The 19,695-nt window shown below is 60.7% G+C and carries 12 protein-coding genes; 2 read left to right on the forward strand and 10 right to left on the reverse strand.

Features of this window, described 5'->3' with window-relative positions:
- Nucleotides 1-15: 15 nt before the first annotated feature.
- Nucleotides 16-1,554, reverse strand: coding sequence for an ABC transporter substrate-binding protein (locus BMG00_RS12795; protein WP_078574605.1), 1,539 nt, complete (start codon nt 1,552-1,554; stop codon nt 16-18).
- 202 nt (nt 1,555-1,756) lie between these two features.
- The gene (rpoN, locus tag BMG00_RS12800) at nt 1,757-3,211 is read right to left on the reverse strand and encodes an RNA polymerase factor sigma-54 (protein WP_078574606.1); all 1,455 of its coding nucleotides are present in this window, start codon (nt 3,209-3,211) and stop codon (nt 1,757-1,759) included.
- Between the two features lie 384 nt (nt 3,212-3,595).
- Here rpoN and BMG00_RS12805 point away from each other — a divergent pair, with 384 nt between their 5' ends.
- Together BMG00_RS12805 and BMG00_RS12810 are read left to right on the forward strand one after the other, a co-directional pair.
- On the forward strand, nt 3,596-4,996 hold the full coding sequence (locus BMG00_RS12805; RefSeq protein ID WP_078574607.1) for a tyrosine-type recombinase/integrase: 1,401 nt from the start codon (nt 3,596-3,598) through the stop codon (nt 4,994-4,996).
- A 429-nt stretch (nt 4,997-5,425) separates the two neighbouring features.
- Entirely contained in the window at nt 5,426-10,492 is a 5,067-nt protein-coding gene (locus tag BMG00_RS12810; protein ID WP_245795030.1) for a RecQ family ATP-dependent DNA helicase, read from the forward strand.
- A gap of 258 nt (nt 10,493-10,750) precedes the next feature.
- On the opposite strand, the gene BMG00_RS12815 is transcribed toward BMG00_RS12810, so the two are convergent.
- From BMG00_RS12815 to BMG00_RS12850, 8 genes are all read right to left on the reverse strand, one after another.
- On the reverse strand, nt 10,751-11,893 hold the full coding sequence (locus BMG00_RS12815; protein WP_078574609.1) for a cytochrome-c peroxidase: 1,143 nt from the start codon (nt 11,891-11,893) through the stop codon (nt 10,751-10,753).
- 4 nt (nt 11,894-11,897) lie between these two features.
- Nucleotides 11,898-14,537 (reverse strand): TonB-dependent receptor, encoded by a 2,640-nt coding sequence (locus tag BMG00_RS12820; RefSeq protein WP_078574610.1) that lies wholly within the window; start codon nt 14,535-14,537, stop codon nt 11,898-11,900.
- Between the two features lie 280 nt (nt 14,538-14,817).
- Nucleotides 14,818-15,663, reverse strand: coding sequence for an energy transducer TonB family protein (locus tag BMG00_RS12825; protein ID WP_078574611.1), 846 nt, complete (start codon nt 15,661-15,663; stop codon nt 14,818-14,820).
- The gene (locus BMG00_RS12830) at nt 15,660-16,100 is read right to left on the reverse strand and encodes an ExbD/TolR family protein (protein ID WP_078574612.1); all 441 of its coding nucleotides are present in this window, start codon (nt 16,098-16,100) and stop codon (nt 15,660-15,662) included. The genes BMG00_RS12825 and BMG00_RS12830 overlap by 4 nt, the downstream gene beginning before the upstream one ends.
- A gap of 3 nt (nt 16,101-16,103) precedes the next feature.
- Nucleotides 16,104-16,481 carry an ExbD/TolR family protein gene (locus tag BMG00_RS12835; protein WP_078574613.1) on the reverse strand — a complete coding sequence of 126 codons (378 nt, stop codon included), beginning with the start codon at nt 16,479-16,481 and terminating at the stop codon, nt 16,104-16,106.
- Complete coding sequence (locus tag BMG00_RS12840; RefSeq protein ID WP_078574614.1) at nt 16,481-17,200, reverse strand: MotA/TolQ/ExbB proton channel family protein; 720 nt, start codon at nt 17,198-17,200, stop codon at nt 16,481-16,483. The genes BMG00_RS12835 and BMG00_RS12840 overlap by 1 nt, the downstream gene beginning before the upstream one ends.
- A gap of 473 nt (nt 17,201-17,673) precedes the next feature.
- Nucleotides 17,674-18,447, reverse strand: coding sequence for a carbon-nitrogen hydrolase family protein (locus BMG00_RS12845; RefSeq protein ID WP_078574615.1), 774 nt, complete (start codon nt 18,445-18,447; stop codon nt 17,674-17,676).
- Nucleotides 18,448-18,501: 54 nt separating this feature from the next.
- Nucleotides 18,502-19,677 (reverse strand): iron-containing alcohol dehydrogenase, encoded by a 1,176-nt coding sequence (locus BMG00_RS12850; RefSeq protein ID WP_078574616.1) that lies wholly within the window; start codon nt 19,675-19,677, stop codon nt 18,502-18,504.
- Between the last annotated feature and the right edge of the window lie 18 nt (nt 19,678-19,695).

Raw genomic sequence — 19,695 nt, forward strand, 5'->3', positions numbered from 1 at the left:
TCTCCCTCTCTGATCTTATTCGATGCAGGCGTCGTGCAGGTTGATGCGGCTGTCGGCACTGGGCTTCCATCCCTTCAAGCGCTTCGACACACCGTAGAGGTCCGCCGGCACCCAGAGGTAGATGTAGGGCAGGTCCTTGTTCACGATGACCTCGGCCTGATGATACATCCCGGCGCGCTTCACAGTGTCGACTTCGACAGCAGCCTCATCGAGCAGCTTGTCGACCTCGGGATTGGAATAGCCCGCCGAGTTGCCGCGATCGTTCGTCTTGTGGGTCGGCGTGAAGATGTCGAAGGGGTCGAGCGAGCCATTCCCCCAGCTGGTGAAATACATGTCACCAGTCTTTTCGCCGCCCTTGGTGCGCCACTTTTCCGAAAGCTGCGCGCCTTCGCCGACGACAACCTTGGTGTGGAAGCCAGCCTTGCTCAGCAACGAAGCCGTGGCCTCCGCGGTGTCCTTGAACGCACCTTCCACATCCATCGTGATGTCGATACCGTCCGGGTAACCAGCCTCGGCCAGAAGCTTCTTCGACAATTCCGGATCGTAGCTGTACTTGTGCAAGTCGGTCGAGGCCGCGAAGGCGTCAGGCGAAAGGATGCCCTCGATCGGCGCCGCGTTTCCGCCCAGGATTTTGTCGATGATCAGCTGCTTGTCGATCGCATGCGCCGCTGCTTCGCGCACACGGTGATCCGCGAAATACTTGCCTTGCATGTTCATCGCGATGAAGAAGCTGCGCGTGCCATTCACCTTCATCACGACGGTGTCGGGGTTGTTCTCGACCTGCTTCACCGAGAAGGGAGGCAATTCGTTGATGATATCGACATCGCCCGCCAGCAGCGCGGCGACGCGCGAAGCGCTCTCGGGGATAATCTTGAAGATCACGCGATCGACACAGGCCTTGCCGACCGGCGGGATCTCGGTCGAGCCACCATAGTATTCGTCGAAACGATCCATGATGATCGCGTCGCCTTTGCGCCATTCGGCCAGCTTGAAGGGACCGGTGCCGTTTTCCGAGGTCGCCGCGCCCTCATTGCCGACCTTCTCGATCCAGGCCTTGGAAACCACCTCTTCGAAAGGCAGCATCGCGGGCAGGATCGGCCAGGGCTCCTTGAGGGTGATCCGCACGGTGTCGCCATCAATGACCTCAGTGCCGGCGACCGGGCCCATCAGGCTTTGTCGCGGGCTGGTCTGTCCGTTGCCCATGCCGCCATCCTCGGTGATGCGATCGATCGTGAACTTCACATCGTCCGCAGTCAGATCGCTGCCATCGTGGAACTTGATGCCTTTGCGGATCTTGAAATCGTAGACGGTCGGCGAAACCTGAACCATCGACTCCGCAATCTGCGGAACGACCTTCATGTTCGCATCGCGCGTCAGAATGCCGTCATACATGTTGCGAATGATGGTTTCAGTTTCGCGCTTGCGGTGGTTCGCCGGGTCCAGCGTGTTCGCGTCGAGGGTAAATCCAACCGTAAGGTCAGTCGCCCACGCGGCAGGTGTCCCGAAACAAGCGGCCACCGCCGCCGCAGTTAGCATCTTATGCAGTGTCTTCATTCCTTATCTCCCTGTTTCGTCGCGTTGCTACGTGACGTATTTTTTTGGTGGACATAACATCTGATGCAGGAACTGTTCCACGAAATCCAAGACGAGAAAAAAGAGAAAAGGCACCAAAAATCAAAGATATAAAGAAAATTCACGAGATGCCCGCGAAAGCTCGGCGCGGGCTCGCGCGCATTTCACACGCATCGCGTGCGGATTACGCGCGAGCGGATTGGGCTCTTTCGCTGCGGATCGACGCGTTCGGAATTCCCAGCTGCCCCCGGTATTTCGCGACCGTACGGCGCGCCAGAGCAATGCCTACATCCGCGAGTTCCTGAACGATCTGCGCGTCGTTCAGCGGGGCATCCCCCTCCCGCTCTATCATCGCCGCGATGCGATGGCGCAGCGCCACCGCCGAGATCTGCCCCCCATCTTGCGTTGTGATCGACGCGCTGCACAGGGCACGCAATGTCACCGTTCCGCGCGGCGTGGCCATCATCCGTCCGGCGGCCAGACGGCCCACCGTCGTCTCATGCAGCCCGAGCGCCGCCGCCAGACTGGCGAAGCTCATCGGCGCAAGGCGTGCAGGTCCTTCTTCAAGCCATCCAGTCTGGCGCTGAACGATCTCGCTTGCCAGGTGTAGCAGCGTTTCGTTGCGTCGAACCACCGCGCGTCGCAGAAGCTCTGCCTCACGACGCTCCTTGCTTCCCTGACTTGCGTCGTCATTGATCTCAACCTCAGGAAGCGTCGAGCGATTGAGCGAGACGCGCCAGGCCCCTGCCTCGCGGCGCACGATGATATCGGGTTCGCTGGGCGGTGGAGGAGCTGGATCGAAACACAGGCCCGGCTTGGGATCGAAGCTGCGGATCAGCGCCAGTTGCACGCCGATTTCCCCTTCGGTTGTGCCGCCCAACCGCGCAAGATCGCTCAGGCGCCCCTCGGCTAGCAGAGGTAGGTTGTTCAGCACGCTGGCCATTACCGGCGTCAACAAGCCACAGTCCTTCGCCTGCAACCACAGGCATTCCCGCAAGTCGCGCGCCAACAGGCCCGCAGGTTCGATTTGCTGCGCCCGTTTCAGCACCGCTTCTACCTGCGGCACAGGGACCCTAATTTCTTCAGCGATTTCATCGATGGGACGATCTAACCACCCCCAAGGAGAGACAGCCTGCGCCAGAGCCTCTCCGATCGCGAGATCGAGCGGCTCGCGCAGCAAGAGACGCAGCTCGGACAGGATATGTTCCTGCAATCCCGGACTGCCTGCGACCCCCAGCGCCTCCGCCAAACCGCCACCGATACCAAGCTGCAAACGAGGCGGTCGGGCATTCGCGCCCGAAGTTGGCTTCCACAGGTGCAATATCGTATCCTGCGCAGGTAGCCTCACTGCTAGCGCCGGGTTCGAGGCAGCCTCGCGTGTCAGTTCCTGGGCCAGTTCCGAATTGGAAAGTTTCAACAAACCGATCGCGCGTCGCAGCTCTGGCGTCATGGCAAGAGCTGACGCCTGTCGCGCGACGATCTGGGGGCCTGTAAGCATATTTTGACCTTGCGAATTGACCTTCGTCAGACACACCACCCACGCGAGGCAAATGAGGGGCAAACAAGCAGACTCGTCATCCTCCCAGCCTATGCCGCAGTCCGACACTGGGGCAAGCCATGCATGTTGATGGTTTCGCATTGACGTCGGCGGCCCGCCTCAATGCTGGTCCGCCGCCCCGGCTTTTACAGCCCATCGGCAGAATTTGCCGGCTTCGCACAGGGTGACGGACTGGCGCCGCAGCGCCGTGCGGGCGCTCCTCAATGCAGTGATTGATCGAACCACCGACACGCGGATTTTCAACCCGAAATGGGCACATTTTACGGGAGTCACGGCGCTCCAAAAAAAACCATGCCGCACGACGTTTGCATATATTTTTTCGCACCAATTCAATAGTTTATGTGGATAGTGGCGAAAAATTCGTGACTCACGAGCCGACAACTCTCAACATTGAAGGACGCAGCATTTGGAACCCCGGTGGAACCCCGGAAGCGCTCCGCCACCCCGCATCCAAGGAGGGATCCCATGTCGACTAGAGTTTCATTGACCGATCTGTTTATCCGCAAACTGAAGCCGCAGGGCATTCGCACCTCCTATTCGGACGCTCAGCAAATCGGGTTGCGCCTGCGTGTCGGCGCAAACGGGCATCTGACCTTCGCCTATCACGGACGGGCGCTCAACGGCACGAAGAAGACCGTCACGATCGGAGACTACCCGACCTGGAGTCTGAAGGCCGCTCGCGAAGAAGCTGAGCGGATCCGTCGAGAGCTGAAGGAAGGCAAGGATCCAAATGAAGAGAAGCGTCGCCTGCGCGAAGAAGCAGCTTCCGAGAAGGTCACGCTTCGCGATGTGCTCGACGATTACGAGGCGAAGATGGCCGGACAGCAGAGGATCTGGACGCGATCGCCGAAAGGACGATGTGAAGCCCGTCTGCGGATCGACGCGGTGTTCGACAAGCTGCTCGACCGCCCGGTGTCAGACATCACCGTGGATGACTTTGCGAAAGGAATGAGAACCTACGAGCCGCGTCAGAACCGCGGCAAAGCCACCGCGCATGGTCAGACTTCGCGCGCACGGAGCTACCTCATCAAACCTCTGGACTGGGCTGCGAGGCGTAACAAGTTCAGAAAGGCTGGGGCGGGGCGTGAGCCGAAGGTGAACACGCCTGATATCCGCGACACCCACGATTTCGCCGAGGATGATCCGACGATCACGGGGAAGCGCACCCGCGTCCTTTCGGGGGCCGAACTCGCGAAGGTGCTTCCCTATTTGAGATATCCCGCACCGAAAGAGCTGAAACTGGTCGATGTCACGACGCAGGACCTTCGCCCTGTCGCGATGCGCTTCATCTTGCTAACCGCCGCGCGCCGACAGGAGGTGATCGACATGCGCTGGTGCGACGTGGATTTCGAGGCGGGTAAATGGTTCAAACCAAAAGTGAAATCGAAGGGGCAGGAGCGGAGCCAGGTTTTGCCGCTTTCGGATGAAGCTCTGCGGATCTTGACTTGCCTGCCCGGATATCAAGACAGGCATTCGAATGCCTATGTCTTTGCCAATGAGGCCGGCGGACCGGCGGGGAACTTTCAGCGTGCAAACGACGCGATCAAGCGGGAGAGCGGCACCAGCGACTGGCATCGTCACGACCTGCGCCGCACGGCCAGCCAGATCATGCTCGAACTCAACACTCCGCCGATGATCGTCGACACGATTCTCGCCCACACGAACGCACTCACGAAGACGGGCGCGTCGAATTCGATTGATCACTACGCCGAGGTCACGCGGAAGATCATGCTGCATGTCGAAGATCCGCAAAAGATTGCGCTGGACCGGCTTGCAGCCGCGCTCGATGCCTTCGAGCGGATGAGCGAGGAGGAAATCAAGGAGCTCGAGCGGCGCGAAGAGATCGAGCTGCGGCGGAAAAGATAACCGCGACCATGTCGTCTGCGGGTCGGACTTCTCAGGTTTCCGAGCGCAACGGCCCCACGTGCTGTTCTTAAGTTTCGCTTTGCAGCCCCTCAGACGAATTTGCTGCAGAAGCCATAATTGAGTCACCGAACGCCTGCCGCCGTTCCTCCTAGGTGTTCATGGCGATAGGGCTAGGCCAGGCGTCGGGCTCTTAGGTCAGAATGTCCGCGCCTTTCGATGGCGAGACGGTTGTCATGACCGATCATGCGCCGCACTCGGCCGCATAATGGCTGCTTTCGCAATCCGCTCCAGACAAGATGAGAGTGCCGAAATTCTTTTCTTTCCATCTGGAAAGGATAAGGTCATCAAAGATTTGTGTAGAGAACGGACACCACTTCACGCATGCAAGGGAGCGCCAACAAGACGGGATCAGATCTTCTGGCGCGATGTGTGGCCATTGATTTGGAGGTCGACCCTTCGACTGCTCGCATATTCTCTTTCGCGGCGGCAAAATCTGCCTTCGAAAGCGAGGCTCTCGTGGTTCGAGCCGCGGTCGAAGCTGGATTGCAGAGCCTCGATGCTTTCTGCGACGGCTTCAATCATGTGATTGGGCATAATATCCTGCGGCACGATCTGCCTCATCTCATGGCAGCCTCGATGCGTTTCGCTCGTCTCGCCGAGTCCCCGATCGACACACTCTGGCTCAATCCGCTCGCCTTCCCGCGCAACCCTTATCACCACCTGGTCAAACACTATCAGGATGGGCGCTTGCAAAGCGGACATGTTAATGATCCCGAGTTCGACGCCAGACTCGTCTTCGAAGTCCTGAACAATCAGATCGAAGCCTTCGCCGAAATCGGGAAAAGGTCGCCTGACGCACTGACCGCTTATCATTACCTGTGCAGCCGACCGCCGCGCAGCGAGGGGTTCGAAAAACTCTTCGATACGATCCGACAGACGAAAAGGCCCGACAAGCAGGAGGCGCATGCCGCGATCCGGCGCCTGCTTGAGACAGCGTGCTGTTCGACCAATCTGGAGCGAACCCTCGAAAACCTCGATGACATCTCCCTAAGTTGGCCGATGGCCTATGCGCTCTCCTGGATCTCAGTTGCGGGTGGTGACTCGGTCATGCCCCCCTGGGTGCGCGCTCAGTTCCGCGATGCGGCCCGGATCGTTCGCGACTTGCGCGACACTAAGTGCGGCGATGCCGCATGCGCCTATTGTCGGGCTCACAACGATCCCAGACGCGCCTTACATCGCTGGTTTGGCTTCGAGAGTTTCCGCCCTGAACCCGTCGACGAATTTGGACGCCCGCTGCAGGAGCGCATCGTCGAAACAGCAATGCACGGAGAGAGCCTTCTCGGGATCCTGCCGACCGGCACGGGGAAATCCATCTGTTATCAGATCCCCGCCCTGTCGCGTTTCGACAAGACCGGTGCGTTGACAGTGGTCATCTCGCCCCTTGTGGCTCTGATGGCCGATCAGGTGCAGGGACTTGCAAGAGCGGGGATCGCATCGGCAGTCACGGTGAACGGTCTTTTGTCGCTTCCCGAACGGCAGGATGCGCTGGACAGGGTTCGTCTTGGCGACGCAGCGATCCTTCTGATCTCCCCCGAGCAATTGCGCAGCACATCGGTCCGCTCCGTCCTCGCCCAGCGCGAAGTCGGGCTCTGGGTTCTCGACGAGGCGCATTGCGTGTCGAAATGGGGCCACGACTTCAGGCCGGATTACCGCTATATCAGCCGCTTCATCAAAGAAAGTTCGGGCGAGGACGTCGCCCCCGTTCTCTGCCTCACCGCCACTGCAAAACCCGATGTCGTCAGGGATATTCGCGAGCATTTCAGCGAGCGTCTCGGCTGTGAACTCACCTTGCTTGATGGCGGCGCATCCCGCACGAATTTGAGTTTCAGCGTCCTTCCGACCCAGCGACAGACAAAACTGGCCGATATTCTCGATGCGCTCGAGTCCGATTTGCCAGCCACCGGGGCATCCGGCGCGGTTGTCTATTGCGCGACCCGGAATACCACGGAACGGGTGGCAGAGTTTCTTAAGCAGCAAGGGCTTGCTGCCGAACGCTATCATGCCGGCCTGAGCCCCGACGAAAAGCGCGACATCCAAGAGGCTTTTCGCGTTGGCGAGTTGCGGGTGATAGCTGCGACCAACGCCTTTGGCATGGGCATCGACAAACCCGATATTCGCCTCGTCGTGCATGGCGATGTTCCGGGTTCGTTGGAGAATTACTTACAGGAAGCAGGTCGAGCGGGGCGCGATCGTGATCCTGCAAAATGCGTTCTCTTGTTCAACTCTGACGACGTGGATCGACAGTTCAGTCTGAGTGCTCGCTCTCGCCTCGCACGCCATGAAATCGGCGCCATCTTGAAAGCTGTGCGCAGGCTCGACGTCAGATCTGGCAAGAAGGGCGAGGTGATCGCCACACCCGGCGAAATCATTCATGAAGAAAAAGACCGGGAATTTCTACGCGACAACGCAACGGAAGACACTCGCGTCAAGACTGCGGTCGCCTGGCTTGAAGAAGCAGCTCTTCTAAGGCGCGAGGAAAACCGTGTGCAGGTCTTTCCTGCATCGCTTCTCGTGCGAAGCCTCGAACAGGTGCGAAAAATTCTCGATCAGGCGGAGATTACCGGGACGCGCAGGCAGCAGCTGCTTGGAATCGTTCAGCACATCATCAATGCGCCTGCCGATGAGGGGATCTCGACTGATGACTTAAGCGGCGCGAGCGGATTGACGGGTCCGGCATTACGAAAGGCAATGACGGACCTCGAGGCTCTCGGGATCGCCAACAACGACACTAACATCACGATTCACGTGCATGTGGCGGTCGAGAACGCCTCGCGTGCGAGGTTCGAAGCCGCAGCGCGGCTGGAGCGTGATCTGATCGCACAGATGCGCGAGGATGCGCCCGATGCCGATAATGGCGAAGCATCAGCTTTCAATTTGGCGGCGACCAGCCAAGCGCTTCGTGAAAAAGGTCATGGCACGGTTCGTCCCGATGTCATCGAAGGGCTTCTTCGCGGCATGGCACATGACGGGCGCGATATGGAGGGCGGGCGCGGCAATCTGCATCTGCGCAAAGCCTCACGCACAAGCCTTTTCGTGCGCCTGCAACGCTCATGGTCCGTCATCGAGAAGACTGCGGAACTGCGCAGGCTGGGCGCAGAGCGCCTGCTGGAGCATCTTGTCGGAAGGGTTCAGAAAGGCCTGCGCGGCAAAGACATCCCTGTCGAAACAACCCTTGGCGCACTGCTCGGCGCTATCAATGGCGATGCAATGCTGCGTGGGGCGGTCAACGATCCGAACAAATTGATGGACCGGGCACTACTCTGGCTTCACGAGCAACAGGTTGTGGCGCTTGGCAAAGGGCTCTCGGTTTTCCGTCCTGCGATCACCCTGCATCTCAATCCCAAGGGCGGCCAGTTTACCACCCAGCATTTCGCACCACTTGAAGAGCATTACACCGAGCAAACCATCCAGACTCATGTGATGGCCGCCTATGGCGAGAAAGGCCTCAAAAGCATCGACGATGCGGAGAGGCTGGCGGCCGATTACTTCGTGCTCGATCGCGACGCCTTCATGCGCCGATGGATGCCCGGACGTGGAACCGAATTCCGACGGCAGGCGACCGGCGAGGTCTGGAGGCAGATTGTCGACGCACTTGGCAACAGCACGCAAGAAAAGATCGTCCAGGATGATCGCGAGCAAACCAACGTTCTCGTGCTCGCAGGTCCGGGGTCAGGCAAGACCCGCGTCCTTGTCCACCGCATCGCCTATCTGGTGAAGATCAAGCGCGAAGATCCGAACGGCATTCTCGTGCTCGCCTATAACCGTCACGCCGTCGCAGAAATCCGCGAACGCCTGCGCCGCCTTATTGGCGACGATGCGCGTTTCATTACGGTCTCGACGATCCATGCCCTGGCGATGCGGCTGGTCGGCGCAAGCTTCGCTGGACGCACCGGTGCGGAGGGCCAGGATTTCGACACGCTCCTAATGGATGCCGTGAAACTCCTGCGAGGCGACGGGTTGGACAAGGTCGAAGCTGAAGCGCTACGCGACACGCTGATCCAGGGCTACCGGTGGATCCTCGTCGACGAGTATCAGGATGTCGGCCCTGAAGAATACGCCTTGATCTCCGCGGTGGCAGGCCGAAGCCTCGACGACCCGGACATGCGCATCAGCCTCTTTGCCGTGGGCGACGACGATCAGAACATCTATTCCTTCGCTGGCGCCTCGATCCGGCACATCCGGCAGTTCGAAGAGGACTACTCGGCAAAGCCGTTTTTCCTAACCGAGAATTATCGCTCGACCGGTCACATCATCACCGCCGCAAATGCGGTGATCGAAGCGGCCTCCGCGCGGATGAAGATTGGTCACGACATCACGGTCACTAATGGCCGGAGCAAAGAACCAATGGGCGGCATCATGGCGACGCTCGATCCCGTCGCACATGGCAGGGTGCAGATTCTTGGCTGCCCAGCGGGTAATGATGCACAAGCCATGGCTGCACTTGATGAGCTTGTGCGCCTGTCTCGACTGATACCCGACTGGACCTGGTCGCGCGCCGCAATCATCTCACGCGACTGGCGCAAACTGGCCCCCGTGCGCGATTTCGCGGAAGCGCTCGGCATCCCTGTCGAATATGCGAACGAGAAGCTGCCCGGCCTCTGGCGCATGCGAGAAATGCAGATCTTCATCGAAGCCTTGCGCGCCGATCACGGGCGTGTCGTGTCCTTGAGCGACCTGACCGGCATCTTGAACTCGATCCCGTCTTCGCGCTGGACCGACCGGATCGGCGAAGGCCTTGGCCTGCTCGCGCGCGAAGTCGACGGGCGTAACCTTCCCGCTCCGGACGTGATCGAATGGTTTGCCGAATGGTCTCGCGAGGCCTGGAGCGAGCAACGGGGTCTAAAACTTCTGACCGCTCATCGTGCGAAAGGGCTCGAATTCGACGACGTTGTCATTCTGGATGGCGGCTGGGAGCGACCGTCTCGTAACGAAGACCAAGATGCGCCCCGCCGGCTCTTCTACGTCGCGATGACAAGGGCGCGCCGCAACCTCATCGTCATGAGCAACGACAATCACGAATATCTCCCCGAACAATCGCCCTCGATCATCAACCGCCATGTCACACCGGATCTCTCGGCCTTTCCCGGCCCCCGGCGCTATTTCCAGTCTGCCGAAATGCGCATGGTCGACCTGTCTTTCGCAGGGCGCCAGAGAGCCGGTCATCCCGCGCTCCGCGCCATCGCAGAGGCGCGCGTCGGAGAGCCGATCTTCCTGACGCATGAGCTCGACCGTTGGCAGCTGAAGGACGTCCATGGCCGGAGTTTGGGCCGCATGTCCAAAAGCTTTACACCTCCGGCGAACGCGCGATTTCTCCGAGGCGAAATCGCCGCAATTCTGCGCTGGCGCAAGGAAGATGGCCACGAAGCGTTTCATCACACCCTGAGACGGGACGCTTGGGAGGTCATCATCCCGGAACTCGTTTTTGAAGCATGCTAAACGACCCAACATTCGTGTTTGACGGCACATTGCCGATTAAGTTGAGCATCTGATCGTAAAAACCGCCTCGCGGTCTTTCAGCTCTTGGGCGCGGCGTGTGCCAGTACACCGGTAAGGATACCGGGTCGATGGATACTGTCGTTTCATCCATCAAGAGGGTTTCCGGGCTCGATGAAAATGCACGCGGGATCATAGGCGCGGCTGGCCCTCTCTGAACATTTCCGCTCCATCTCTGCTCAGAACCCGGTCCCGGCGCGTTCAAAGTGCGTTCAGGAAAGCCACAAGCGCTGCCCGCTCGTCTTGGCTCAAAGCAAGCGGGCGGAGATGCGGGGAGCTGGTTTTTGCGGCGCCGAACAACGGTCGGTCACTCGTTTTCTCGTCACGAGCATGCGAAGCACCGCCGCCGCCGTTATACAAGGCCACCACACCGCTAAGGCTTGGGAAGAGGCCGTTGTGCATATAGGGTGCCGAGCGAGCTACGTGACGCAGGCTTGGGGTAAGAAAACGGCCCGCATCCTCGCTTACCCCGGTGACCTCGTAGCGACCAAGATCCTCGAAACGACGCCCGAAATAGGAGAGGCCCAAATTGTGGAACCTTCCATCCGAGAGCGTGGGGCCGAAATGGCAATTGGCGCAACGCGCCTTGGTCCGAAACAGATGCAACCCTTGGACCGCCGGATCACTTAGAGCATCAGGCTTTCCTGACAGGAAACGGTCCAGATCGCTCTGGCGGTCCAATTGGCGCTCGAAGCTGGCAAGTGCCTGGGTAATGGCGTCGAGAGTGACCTCTTCCTCGCCAAACGCCTCGCCGAAAAGCGTGAGGTAGGGTGCCTTCGCCTCAACCCGCGCAACCATTTCTTCAAGATCGCGCACAGCCATTTCCTCAGGCGCCGTCAGGGGCCCGATCGCTTGCTCTTCGAGACTGGCGGCCCGCCCATCCCAAAACAACGCATCACGCGTGCTTGCGGCATAGAGCGAGGGCGCATTGCGTCGGCCCTCGGCGCGTTCGTGCCCGAAGGAACGCGGCAACCCGTCGGACCAGCCAAGCCGGCGGTTGTGACAGCTCTCGCAGGCGATATGGCCCGAGTCAGATAGAACCGGGTCTTTGAAGAGCTGCTCTCCCAATGCCACGCGGGCCGCTTGCGCACTGCCCGGGGCGGGCGGATCAGGAAGCACCATCGGCGCCAATTCGACGAAATCCACGCCCTCGTCGATCCAGGCGCGTGGCCAGAGTGCGGGGTCGCCCGAATAAATTTGGCGCAGATCGGCGGGGTCTGACAGGTCGGGGCGGCGGCTCTCCTCCACCCCGACGAGAAGCACAAGCGCCACCGCGCCCCAGATTGGCCAGAGCCAGCGTTGAGTCCACACGGCGGTCAGCAGAGGGCGATGCAAAGCAGACATCGGCTCACCATGTCATCGTGGTGCCGAGCCAGCCCGAGCGCCCCGCAATCCAGGGATTTGACGTGGAGGCGGTCCGGTTCCCGCGCTCGTCAAACAGATTGGAAATCTTCAGTTCGAGCATCACCGGGTTTCCGCGCACTTCGGCAATCCGGGCCTGCATATTGAGATCGACGGTCACCACGGCATCATAGTGGAAAGGTTCGAAAAGCAGGTGGGGCTGGGTTCCATAGACCGGATTGTCGCGGTCGGATTCGGCGCAATTCGAGCTGGACGAAGCCTGACACCGCGCCCCGTCATAGGCGAAGGTCACGCCGGTAGACAGACCGGCAATCAGCCCGCCGTCGTTCCAGCTGCCCGTCACGTCCAGTGCTGCCCGCACCGGAATGTCGAAATTGCCAGTGGCCGCATCGAATTCGTCGCGGGTATAGGACTGGTCCTTATACCAGATGAATTCCATCGCCTCGCCATTTTCCGAGCTGCCGAAATAGCTCTCGGCAGAAACCTTCCGCGCGGCGACGACGCCTGAGAAAGTCAGCCCGACATAGTCGAGCCGGGACTGTGTCCTAGGCTGCCACTTCTTCTCATATTCGAGCGTGAAGGAGCGATAGCGGCTGGTGCCGTCATTGGTCAGGCGCCGATACAGCGAACGGCTTCCGTCAGCCCTGCCCTCATAGGTGCCCGCGAACTGATCCTTGCCGTGGCGGTCGATGATGCGTGCGCGCCAAGTGCCATCCGTCACACTGTCGGTCCAGGTCGCGCCGAAAGACAATTCGTCGGTGTAGGGGGTCCGGAGGTTCCCTTGCGAGTAGTAATAGGAGCCGTTGTCGATCAAGGTCGTCCACTCGCCGACCACGCCATCGGTCGCGGTGCGCCGCTGGGTGATCCCACGGGGCACAGCGTCATGGATCGCGTAAGTCAGGAAATCGGCGCTGTAGTAGCGGTTGGCCCCCAGCGTCAGAGTGGTGGAGGGGGTCGGCGTCCAGGTAGCAACGAGGCGTGGAGCGATATCGAGATTCCTCAGATAATCGTTGTAATCCGCGCGCAATCCGGCCCGCAGGCCGAATTCGCCCCATTTCTGGTCGAGTTCGAAAAAAGCCTCGGCCTTTGTCGCATCGACCTCGACATCATACGCGGGCTGCACGACGCGGGTGGAGAAGAACTGGGTCGGGATGCAATCGTCCGCGTCGGCCGGGCAGACATAGCTGCCCGTTGTGGTCCGGGTGGTGGAGGAATTGTAGACATAGCCCTCGCCCTTGCGCCGTGCATTTACATGCTCGACGGCGGCCCCGAACTTGAAGGTGCCGTGCCAAATGTCGCCGGTGAGTTTTCCGGCGAGCCGCGCGCGCTGGTCTTCATAGGCCCGGTCGCCGATCCCGCCGGTGCGACACGGGACCCCCGTGGCGCCGGTATAGTCGATGGAACTGTCGCACCAGTCGTTGAAGGCATCTGTCTCGTAGCCATCGCGATACGCGCCATACCACGAATAGTAGACGTTCGAATTCGCAAGATTGCGGGTGGCGTTATCCTGAATGTTGACATCAAGCGAGAAACGCAGGTTGCTCAGTTGCGTTCGCCCGAGAGCATAATCTCCCAATCCACCTTGCCAACTTGCCGTCAACGCCCGCGACTCGTTGGTTTGGTCGATTTGCTGCCCGTCGACATAGTAGGATTCCCAGTCTTGATAGTAGTCGCTCCAGGTTCCAGTCAGGTTAAACGTGTTGTCACTTTTGAAATCATGCGCGAAACCGAGCAGCCAGAAGCGGGAGTCGCTCTCGCTCTCCGCCGTCCCGCGGCGGTATTGGGGCAAGACCTCCTTGACCGATTCCGCGTGCTGGGTCGAATGTCCGATGACCAGCGAGGAAGCTTCGCCAACCGGCATTGTCTGTTGGAACGAATAGCTCCATTTGCTCCAATCCGGCTTGGCCCTGTCCTTGGGGTTGGTGCCGTCTTCGGTGCCCAGTTCATAGCGGGTCATACTGTCATTCTGAAACGAGACGCTCAGCTTGCCCGAGGCCTCGCGCGAAGGTTTTACGAGATCATATTGCAGGACACCGCCTTGGAACCCGCCCGTCTCCGCCGAGGCGTTTGAATCCGTCAGCGTGGCCGTTTCCACGAGGCTCGAAGGAATGAACTGGGTCTGCGAATGGAGCCCGTAGATCGAATTGAAATTGACGTTGCCGAATTCCTCGTCCAGCGGGGTGGCGCCGAACGGGTCTTCGTTTCCGGTCAGAGAGTTGACCGGCATGCCGTTGACGATGACCGTATTCTGATCGGTTCGGGCACCCGAGATCGACATTTCGCGCGGTCGCAGGTCAAGAACCGTATCCGCGTTCTCACCGGCCGTATTGTCCGCATCTCCAGCCACCTGCACCGTGGGAAGCTTGGTGAACGCCTCGTTGGCGTCATCCGATCCGTCGCCCCGGTTGCGCAACGCGGTGCTATCGAGCGTCGTCGTGCCGGTATCTGCCGGATCTTCGGTCAGAAGAGAGCTGAGCCATTCCCAGGCCGACCGCCGGACGGTGATCGGGTCAAGCTCGATGCTTTCCTGTGCTTGTGCGGTCGAGGCAGTCAGTGTGAGGGCTTCGAAGGCGCAAGCTGTGAGCAAAAGAATGCGCGATGCGCGCGTGAGAGGTCTATGAGACATGAGGCCAGTTCCCTGTCTGAAGTTCGACGGAATTGGCGCGCGGTTTTGCTGGCTATCCCTTTTGAGCGGTGTCCGGAAACACGCTTGAGCGTGTTCCTGCACCAAGCGTGCAGCCCGTTTCCGTTCTCGGTCGGGCTATGAGGTGATCGCATCACACGAATGAGGACACCCCCGGTTCGCCAGGCGCTCGCCAAGCGGAGCCATCCAGCCGCGCCATGGCGCGAGTTGCGGACAAGCGTGTCGGCGCGTCGGGAGTAGCGGCGTGGGTTTTCGGTGCGTGTCATCGGGTGAAGCGAAGAGCGATGCTGAATGAATAACTTGGTTTGGTTAGTCCGGCCGGTGCGCGCGGAAACGGGCTCGCAGCCTGCACCGCAGAGATCGCCGCGCGATCGAGGGCGGAATTTCCGGACGAGTTCAAGATCGACACGCCCGCAAGACGTCCCGCCAGCGTGACCGTCACCCTCAGTGTCACGGTGCCGCTCGCTCGTCCGGCGGCGGATGGATAGCTTTTGCGTCGCTCGATCCGGGACCGGATCTGTCCGTTGCCCCACTGCTGGATCAGATTGGCGCGCCGTTCAGCGGGTAGCGAAGTTGTGCTTTCCGATCGGCGCGTGCCGGCCGCCGTCTGACCGCCTAGGCCTTCGGCGCGCTGAGCCGTCGAATCGCGGCTTTGAGGGGCCGGCCTCTTCGGGGCGGGAGCCGCCTTGCGCGGAGGCGGTTCGGCTGTCTGCTGCTTGGGCTTGGGCTGCGGCGGCTTCGATACTTTCGGCGCGGCGGTGGTCGCCTCGACCTCGGGCTTCGGTTCAGGTGGCCGTTCCTGCGGCGGCGTCGATATCCGAGGCAGGTCAAGCATCGCGGGTAGAGGGGGCAATTCGATTTTCGGCATCTCGAGCCGAGGCGGGGGCAACGGCTCGGCGAGTTCCGGCATGGTTCTCGCCGGGTTGTCGAAACGCTCGACCATCTCCTGCACGGATGGGCTCGCGGCGGCGAGGCTGATCAAGCTGTCGCCCTCGGCCCCGGCCGAGCCGAGCCCCTTCGACTCGGGCCCCACCCAGAAAACGACGGCATGCACCGCGCAGGCGAGCGCGATGAAAAAGCTGAGTTCAACAAGGCCGCGCAGCGTCATTCTACCGCCTCTGACTGAACGACGAGATCGGTCTGGGCAAAGCCCGCTTGGCCGAGAGCCGGTAAAAGCCCGGCAATCCGCGCCACGGGCGCCTTGCTATCTGCGCGCAGGAACAGCCGGGGCGGCAACGCGTCACAATCATGCGCGGCGCAATAGCTCGCGCGTGCGCTCTGCAACGCGGCTATCAAGGGCGCGTCATTTGCAGCTTCGCCGCTCATCCCTTCGAGGTAGCCCAGCTGGCCGGACGCATCGAGATAGAGTGTGAAATCAGCCGTCTGTTGTTCCTGATCCCGCGCGCTGGGGGGCGTGACGGGGAAAGGCTCGGGCGGAGCAAGCTGCGCCGAGATCAGAAAGAAAATCAGCAACAGGAAGACGACGTTGATCATCGGCAGGAGATTGGCGTCGTTGCCGCTTCTGCGCGGGTGTGGGAACTCCATCGCTCACTCCACCAGAACCAATCGGGTGAAGCCGGCGGCGCGCAGACTCTCGACCACCGAGACCAAACCCTGCAACGCCGCTTCGCGTCCGCGCAGCACCACCGGCGCGTCGGGTGTGCTGTCGATCGCGGCGAGTGCGGCCGGCAAACCCTCGATGGAGACGGGACTACCGTTGAGCTCAAGCCCCTCCCGGCCGATGTCGACAAGCCGCAGCGGGGCGGGATCTTGCCCGCCCTGCCCCGCCGCGTTGGCCAGCGGGACCGTGCTCTCCGAGATGAAGCGCGACGCCAGCATGAAGAAGACGAGCAGAAGAAAAACCACGTCAATCATCGGCGTGAGGTTGGGCCGCCGCGCGGGACGGTGCGCCTCGAAACTCAGCATCACTCCGCTCCCACGATCCGTGGCTGGGCTTGGGCTCCGTTCTCCTGGAGATCGCGGGCGGCGGACCGGGCCACGAAGACCCGCGTCGCTGCGTCTTCCATGTCGTGCCGCATCCTTTCGACCACGGAGTCGAACCAGGCGAGGGCGACCTGCGCGGGAATGGCGACAGCCATGCCTGCCGCCGTAGTCAGCAGCGCTTCCCAGATGCCCCCTGCAAGCGTCGCGGGGTCGGCGCGCGAGCCGGCCTCCTGAAGAGCCTGAAACGCTGAGATCATGCCGGTAACCGTGCCGAAAAGGCCGAGAAGCGGGCCGATCACCGCCGCCAGCTCGATGCCGCGCAGTCCTGCGCGTGCCTGAGCGAGCAGCTTCCGCGCAACGCGCACAGTTTCTTCCTGTGCCGCCTCGAGCGGCAACGCTGGGTCACGGGCCGCGACCATTGCCGCACGCACAAGTCGTGCGCGCCCGGAATGGCGGTTTGACAATTCCGCGACCGCCTCAGCGCGTTTTCCCTTCGACCAGAGTTCAAGCGCGCGTTCGCTATGGCGCCCGCCCGACCACGCGCCGAAGAGGATCAACCGCCACAGCTTCCACAGGATCACCGCGAGGGTCGCGACTGAGAGCGCAGCGATCGCCCACATTGCAGGTCCGCCGAGCAGAACGAAATCGCGGATGCGCTCGAGGGTCGTAGCGAAAATCGGAGAGAGATCATTCGGGAACATCGTCTGTTTCCTTGGAACTTGTGCGTCTTGGAAGGAGGCCAAATTCAAGGACTTCAGATGAGTGAGGGTTTCGAAGCGATGGCTTCCGAACGGGAAGCCCGAGACATCCCCCCAAAGAGCACCCAATCATCCTCTATCCTCCAGCGAACTATTCGTGGCGTGGCTGATGATTGGCTGCGCACCGCGGTCTCACTATCGCGTTACCGGGCGCTTGACCAGATATTAGTTTACTTTTTTCGTCGGAATTGTTCTGGATGGACTGGGTGTTCTTCCCGATGGACCGTCGCTGCGAACTATCCTCACCCGAAAGGCGTCAGATCGCCCCCAGCGCTTTGGCCTGCCCCGGCTCGCGGGAGACGAGTGCTCCGCGCCTCGGGCGATTGCTCTGTCTGCGCCGATCGGCATGAGCACCAAGCGGGCTCTCGGAGGGATGGGCGAAAGTTCTGTGGCGGGTCCCATCGAATGAGCCCCCCTTACTCCAAGCTCCGCAAATCGTCGAACTGGACCGAGATTGCTTCTTTTGGATAATCCGTCGGCTCCGGCACGTCCGCAATAAGCATTGCCGGCCCTCTTCCGGCCTGCGCCAAAGCTTGTCCGTCGGAACCCGCAATCACCGATAGGCCGCCGAAGACGACTTCTCGATCAGGGCCTGAGTAGTTTGCATAGACAACCACTGCAGCGTTCTCGCTCGCGCGGGCCCGCACAAGCAGATCAGGGGCGTGATCATAGCCAACCGGGTTCGCCGTGGGCACAAGGATCAACTCGGCCCCGGCTCTTGCCAAGGCGCGTGCATGTTCAGGGAACTCGATATCGTAGCATATCAGCAGCCCCGTCCGGGTGCCGTTCAGGTCGAAAACTGGCGGTGGCTCGGTGCCGAAAGCGAAGCTCGCTCGCTCCATGTCACCGAAAAGCTGAATCTTGCGATAGTGGCCGACCCGCGCGCCGGTCTTGTCGACCACAGAGGCCGCGTTGAACACATCATCGTCCAGCCGCTCTGCCCAGCCATAACAAATAGCGCAGCCGTTTTTGCGCGCGATGTCACCCATCGCCTTGCACCAAGAGCCCCCCAATGGCTGCGCCTGCGAGCGATGGTCCTCGGGCCGATTATAGCCAGGCAGGATCAGCTCTGGAAGCACGACCATATCAACGCCAAGCGAGGACAAACCGTCTACCCAGGTCTCGATAATCGCAAATATCTGAGCCGGGTCAGAAGAGAGCGGTTGCGGTTGAACGATCGCGACTCTCATGTCTGCCTCCATTTTCCGCGGGCAAGGTGATCGAGCGTGTTGCAGGCCACCCGATCAGAGCGCAGCTCGCAAGATCTGCTCGACACCGGCCTCATTGAGGGGGATCGGATTTCCCAAGGCGCACGGGTCTCGCAATGCATCAGCAACCAAGCCGGGGATTTCGGTTTCGTCCACGTTCACGCCCATCTTGCTCAGGCTCGACGGCATATCGACCCGCGCCTGCAACGTCTCGAGCCAAGAAAGAACGGCCGCACCGGGATCGCTTCCCTCCAGACGCAATTCATGCGCGAGCGTCGCCATCTGTTCGCTGACAGCGGGGAGATTGAAGCGGAGCACATGGGGCATCAAGACCGCGTTGAGCATGCCGTGATGCGCATCGTAACGCGCGCCCAACGGATGCGCCAAGGCATGAACCGCCCCAAGCCCTTTTTGCAGAGCCGTGCAAGCCATCGCTGATGCAACAAGCATATTCGAGCGCGCAGTAAGGTTGCCCGGCTCCGAATAGGCAGACGCCAAAGCGCCGTCGATCATCTTCAAAGCCGTAAGCGCCAAGCCATCGGCCATCGGGTGCCATCCCGGTGCGCATAGTGCTTCGAGTGCATGCGAGAGCGCATCCATGCCCGTTGCGGCCGTCAGAACAGGCGGCAGGCCGACCGTGAGCTCAGGGTCGAGGATGACCAGTTCGGGCAACATCTTGGGGTGGAAGATGATGACCTTGCGGTGGCTGTCAGTATCGGTGATCACCGACGACCTTCCGAATTCAGAGCCCGTCCCTGCAGTGGTCGGGAGTGCGATGACCGGCAGCATCCCATTTGTCTGAACGCGCCGGAAATTGTCGCCGATGTCTTCGAAATCCAACAGCGGACGGGTTTGCCCCGCCATCATCGCCACGGCCTTGGCGGCATCCATCGCGGACCCACCGCCGATCGCGATGACGCAATCGTGGCCGCCTTTGCGCAATACCTCGCACCCGGCGACGACATTTTCGCCGGTCGGGTTCGGCTGCACTTCACAGAAGAAACCGGAGGCGATGCCAGCGGCTTTGAGCGTTTGCTGTGCCCCAGTGATGATTGAAGACGCGGCCAGACCTCTATCGGTGATGATAAGCGGTGCTTTTCCGCCAATCTCCGCCAAAGCGCCCGGCAGATCGGACAGACGCCCGGCGCCGAACCAGACCAGCGTCGGAAAGCTCCAGCGGGTTTGAAGATTTGCGAAATCGTATTCGGTCATCGAGTTTTCCTGTCAGAT

It is taken from the genome of Thioclava marina (genome assembly GCF_002020135.1).
GTDB classification, from domain to species: domain Bacteria; phylum Pseudomonadota; class Alphaproteobacteria; order Rhodobacterales; family Rhodobacteraceae; genus Thioclava; species Thioclava marina.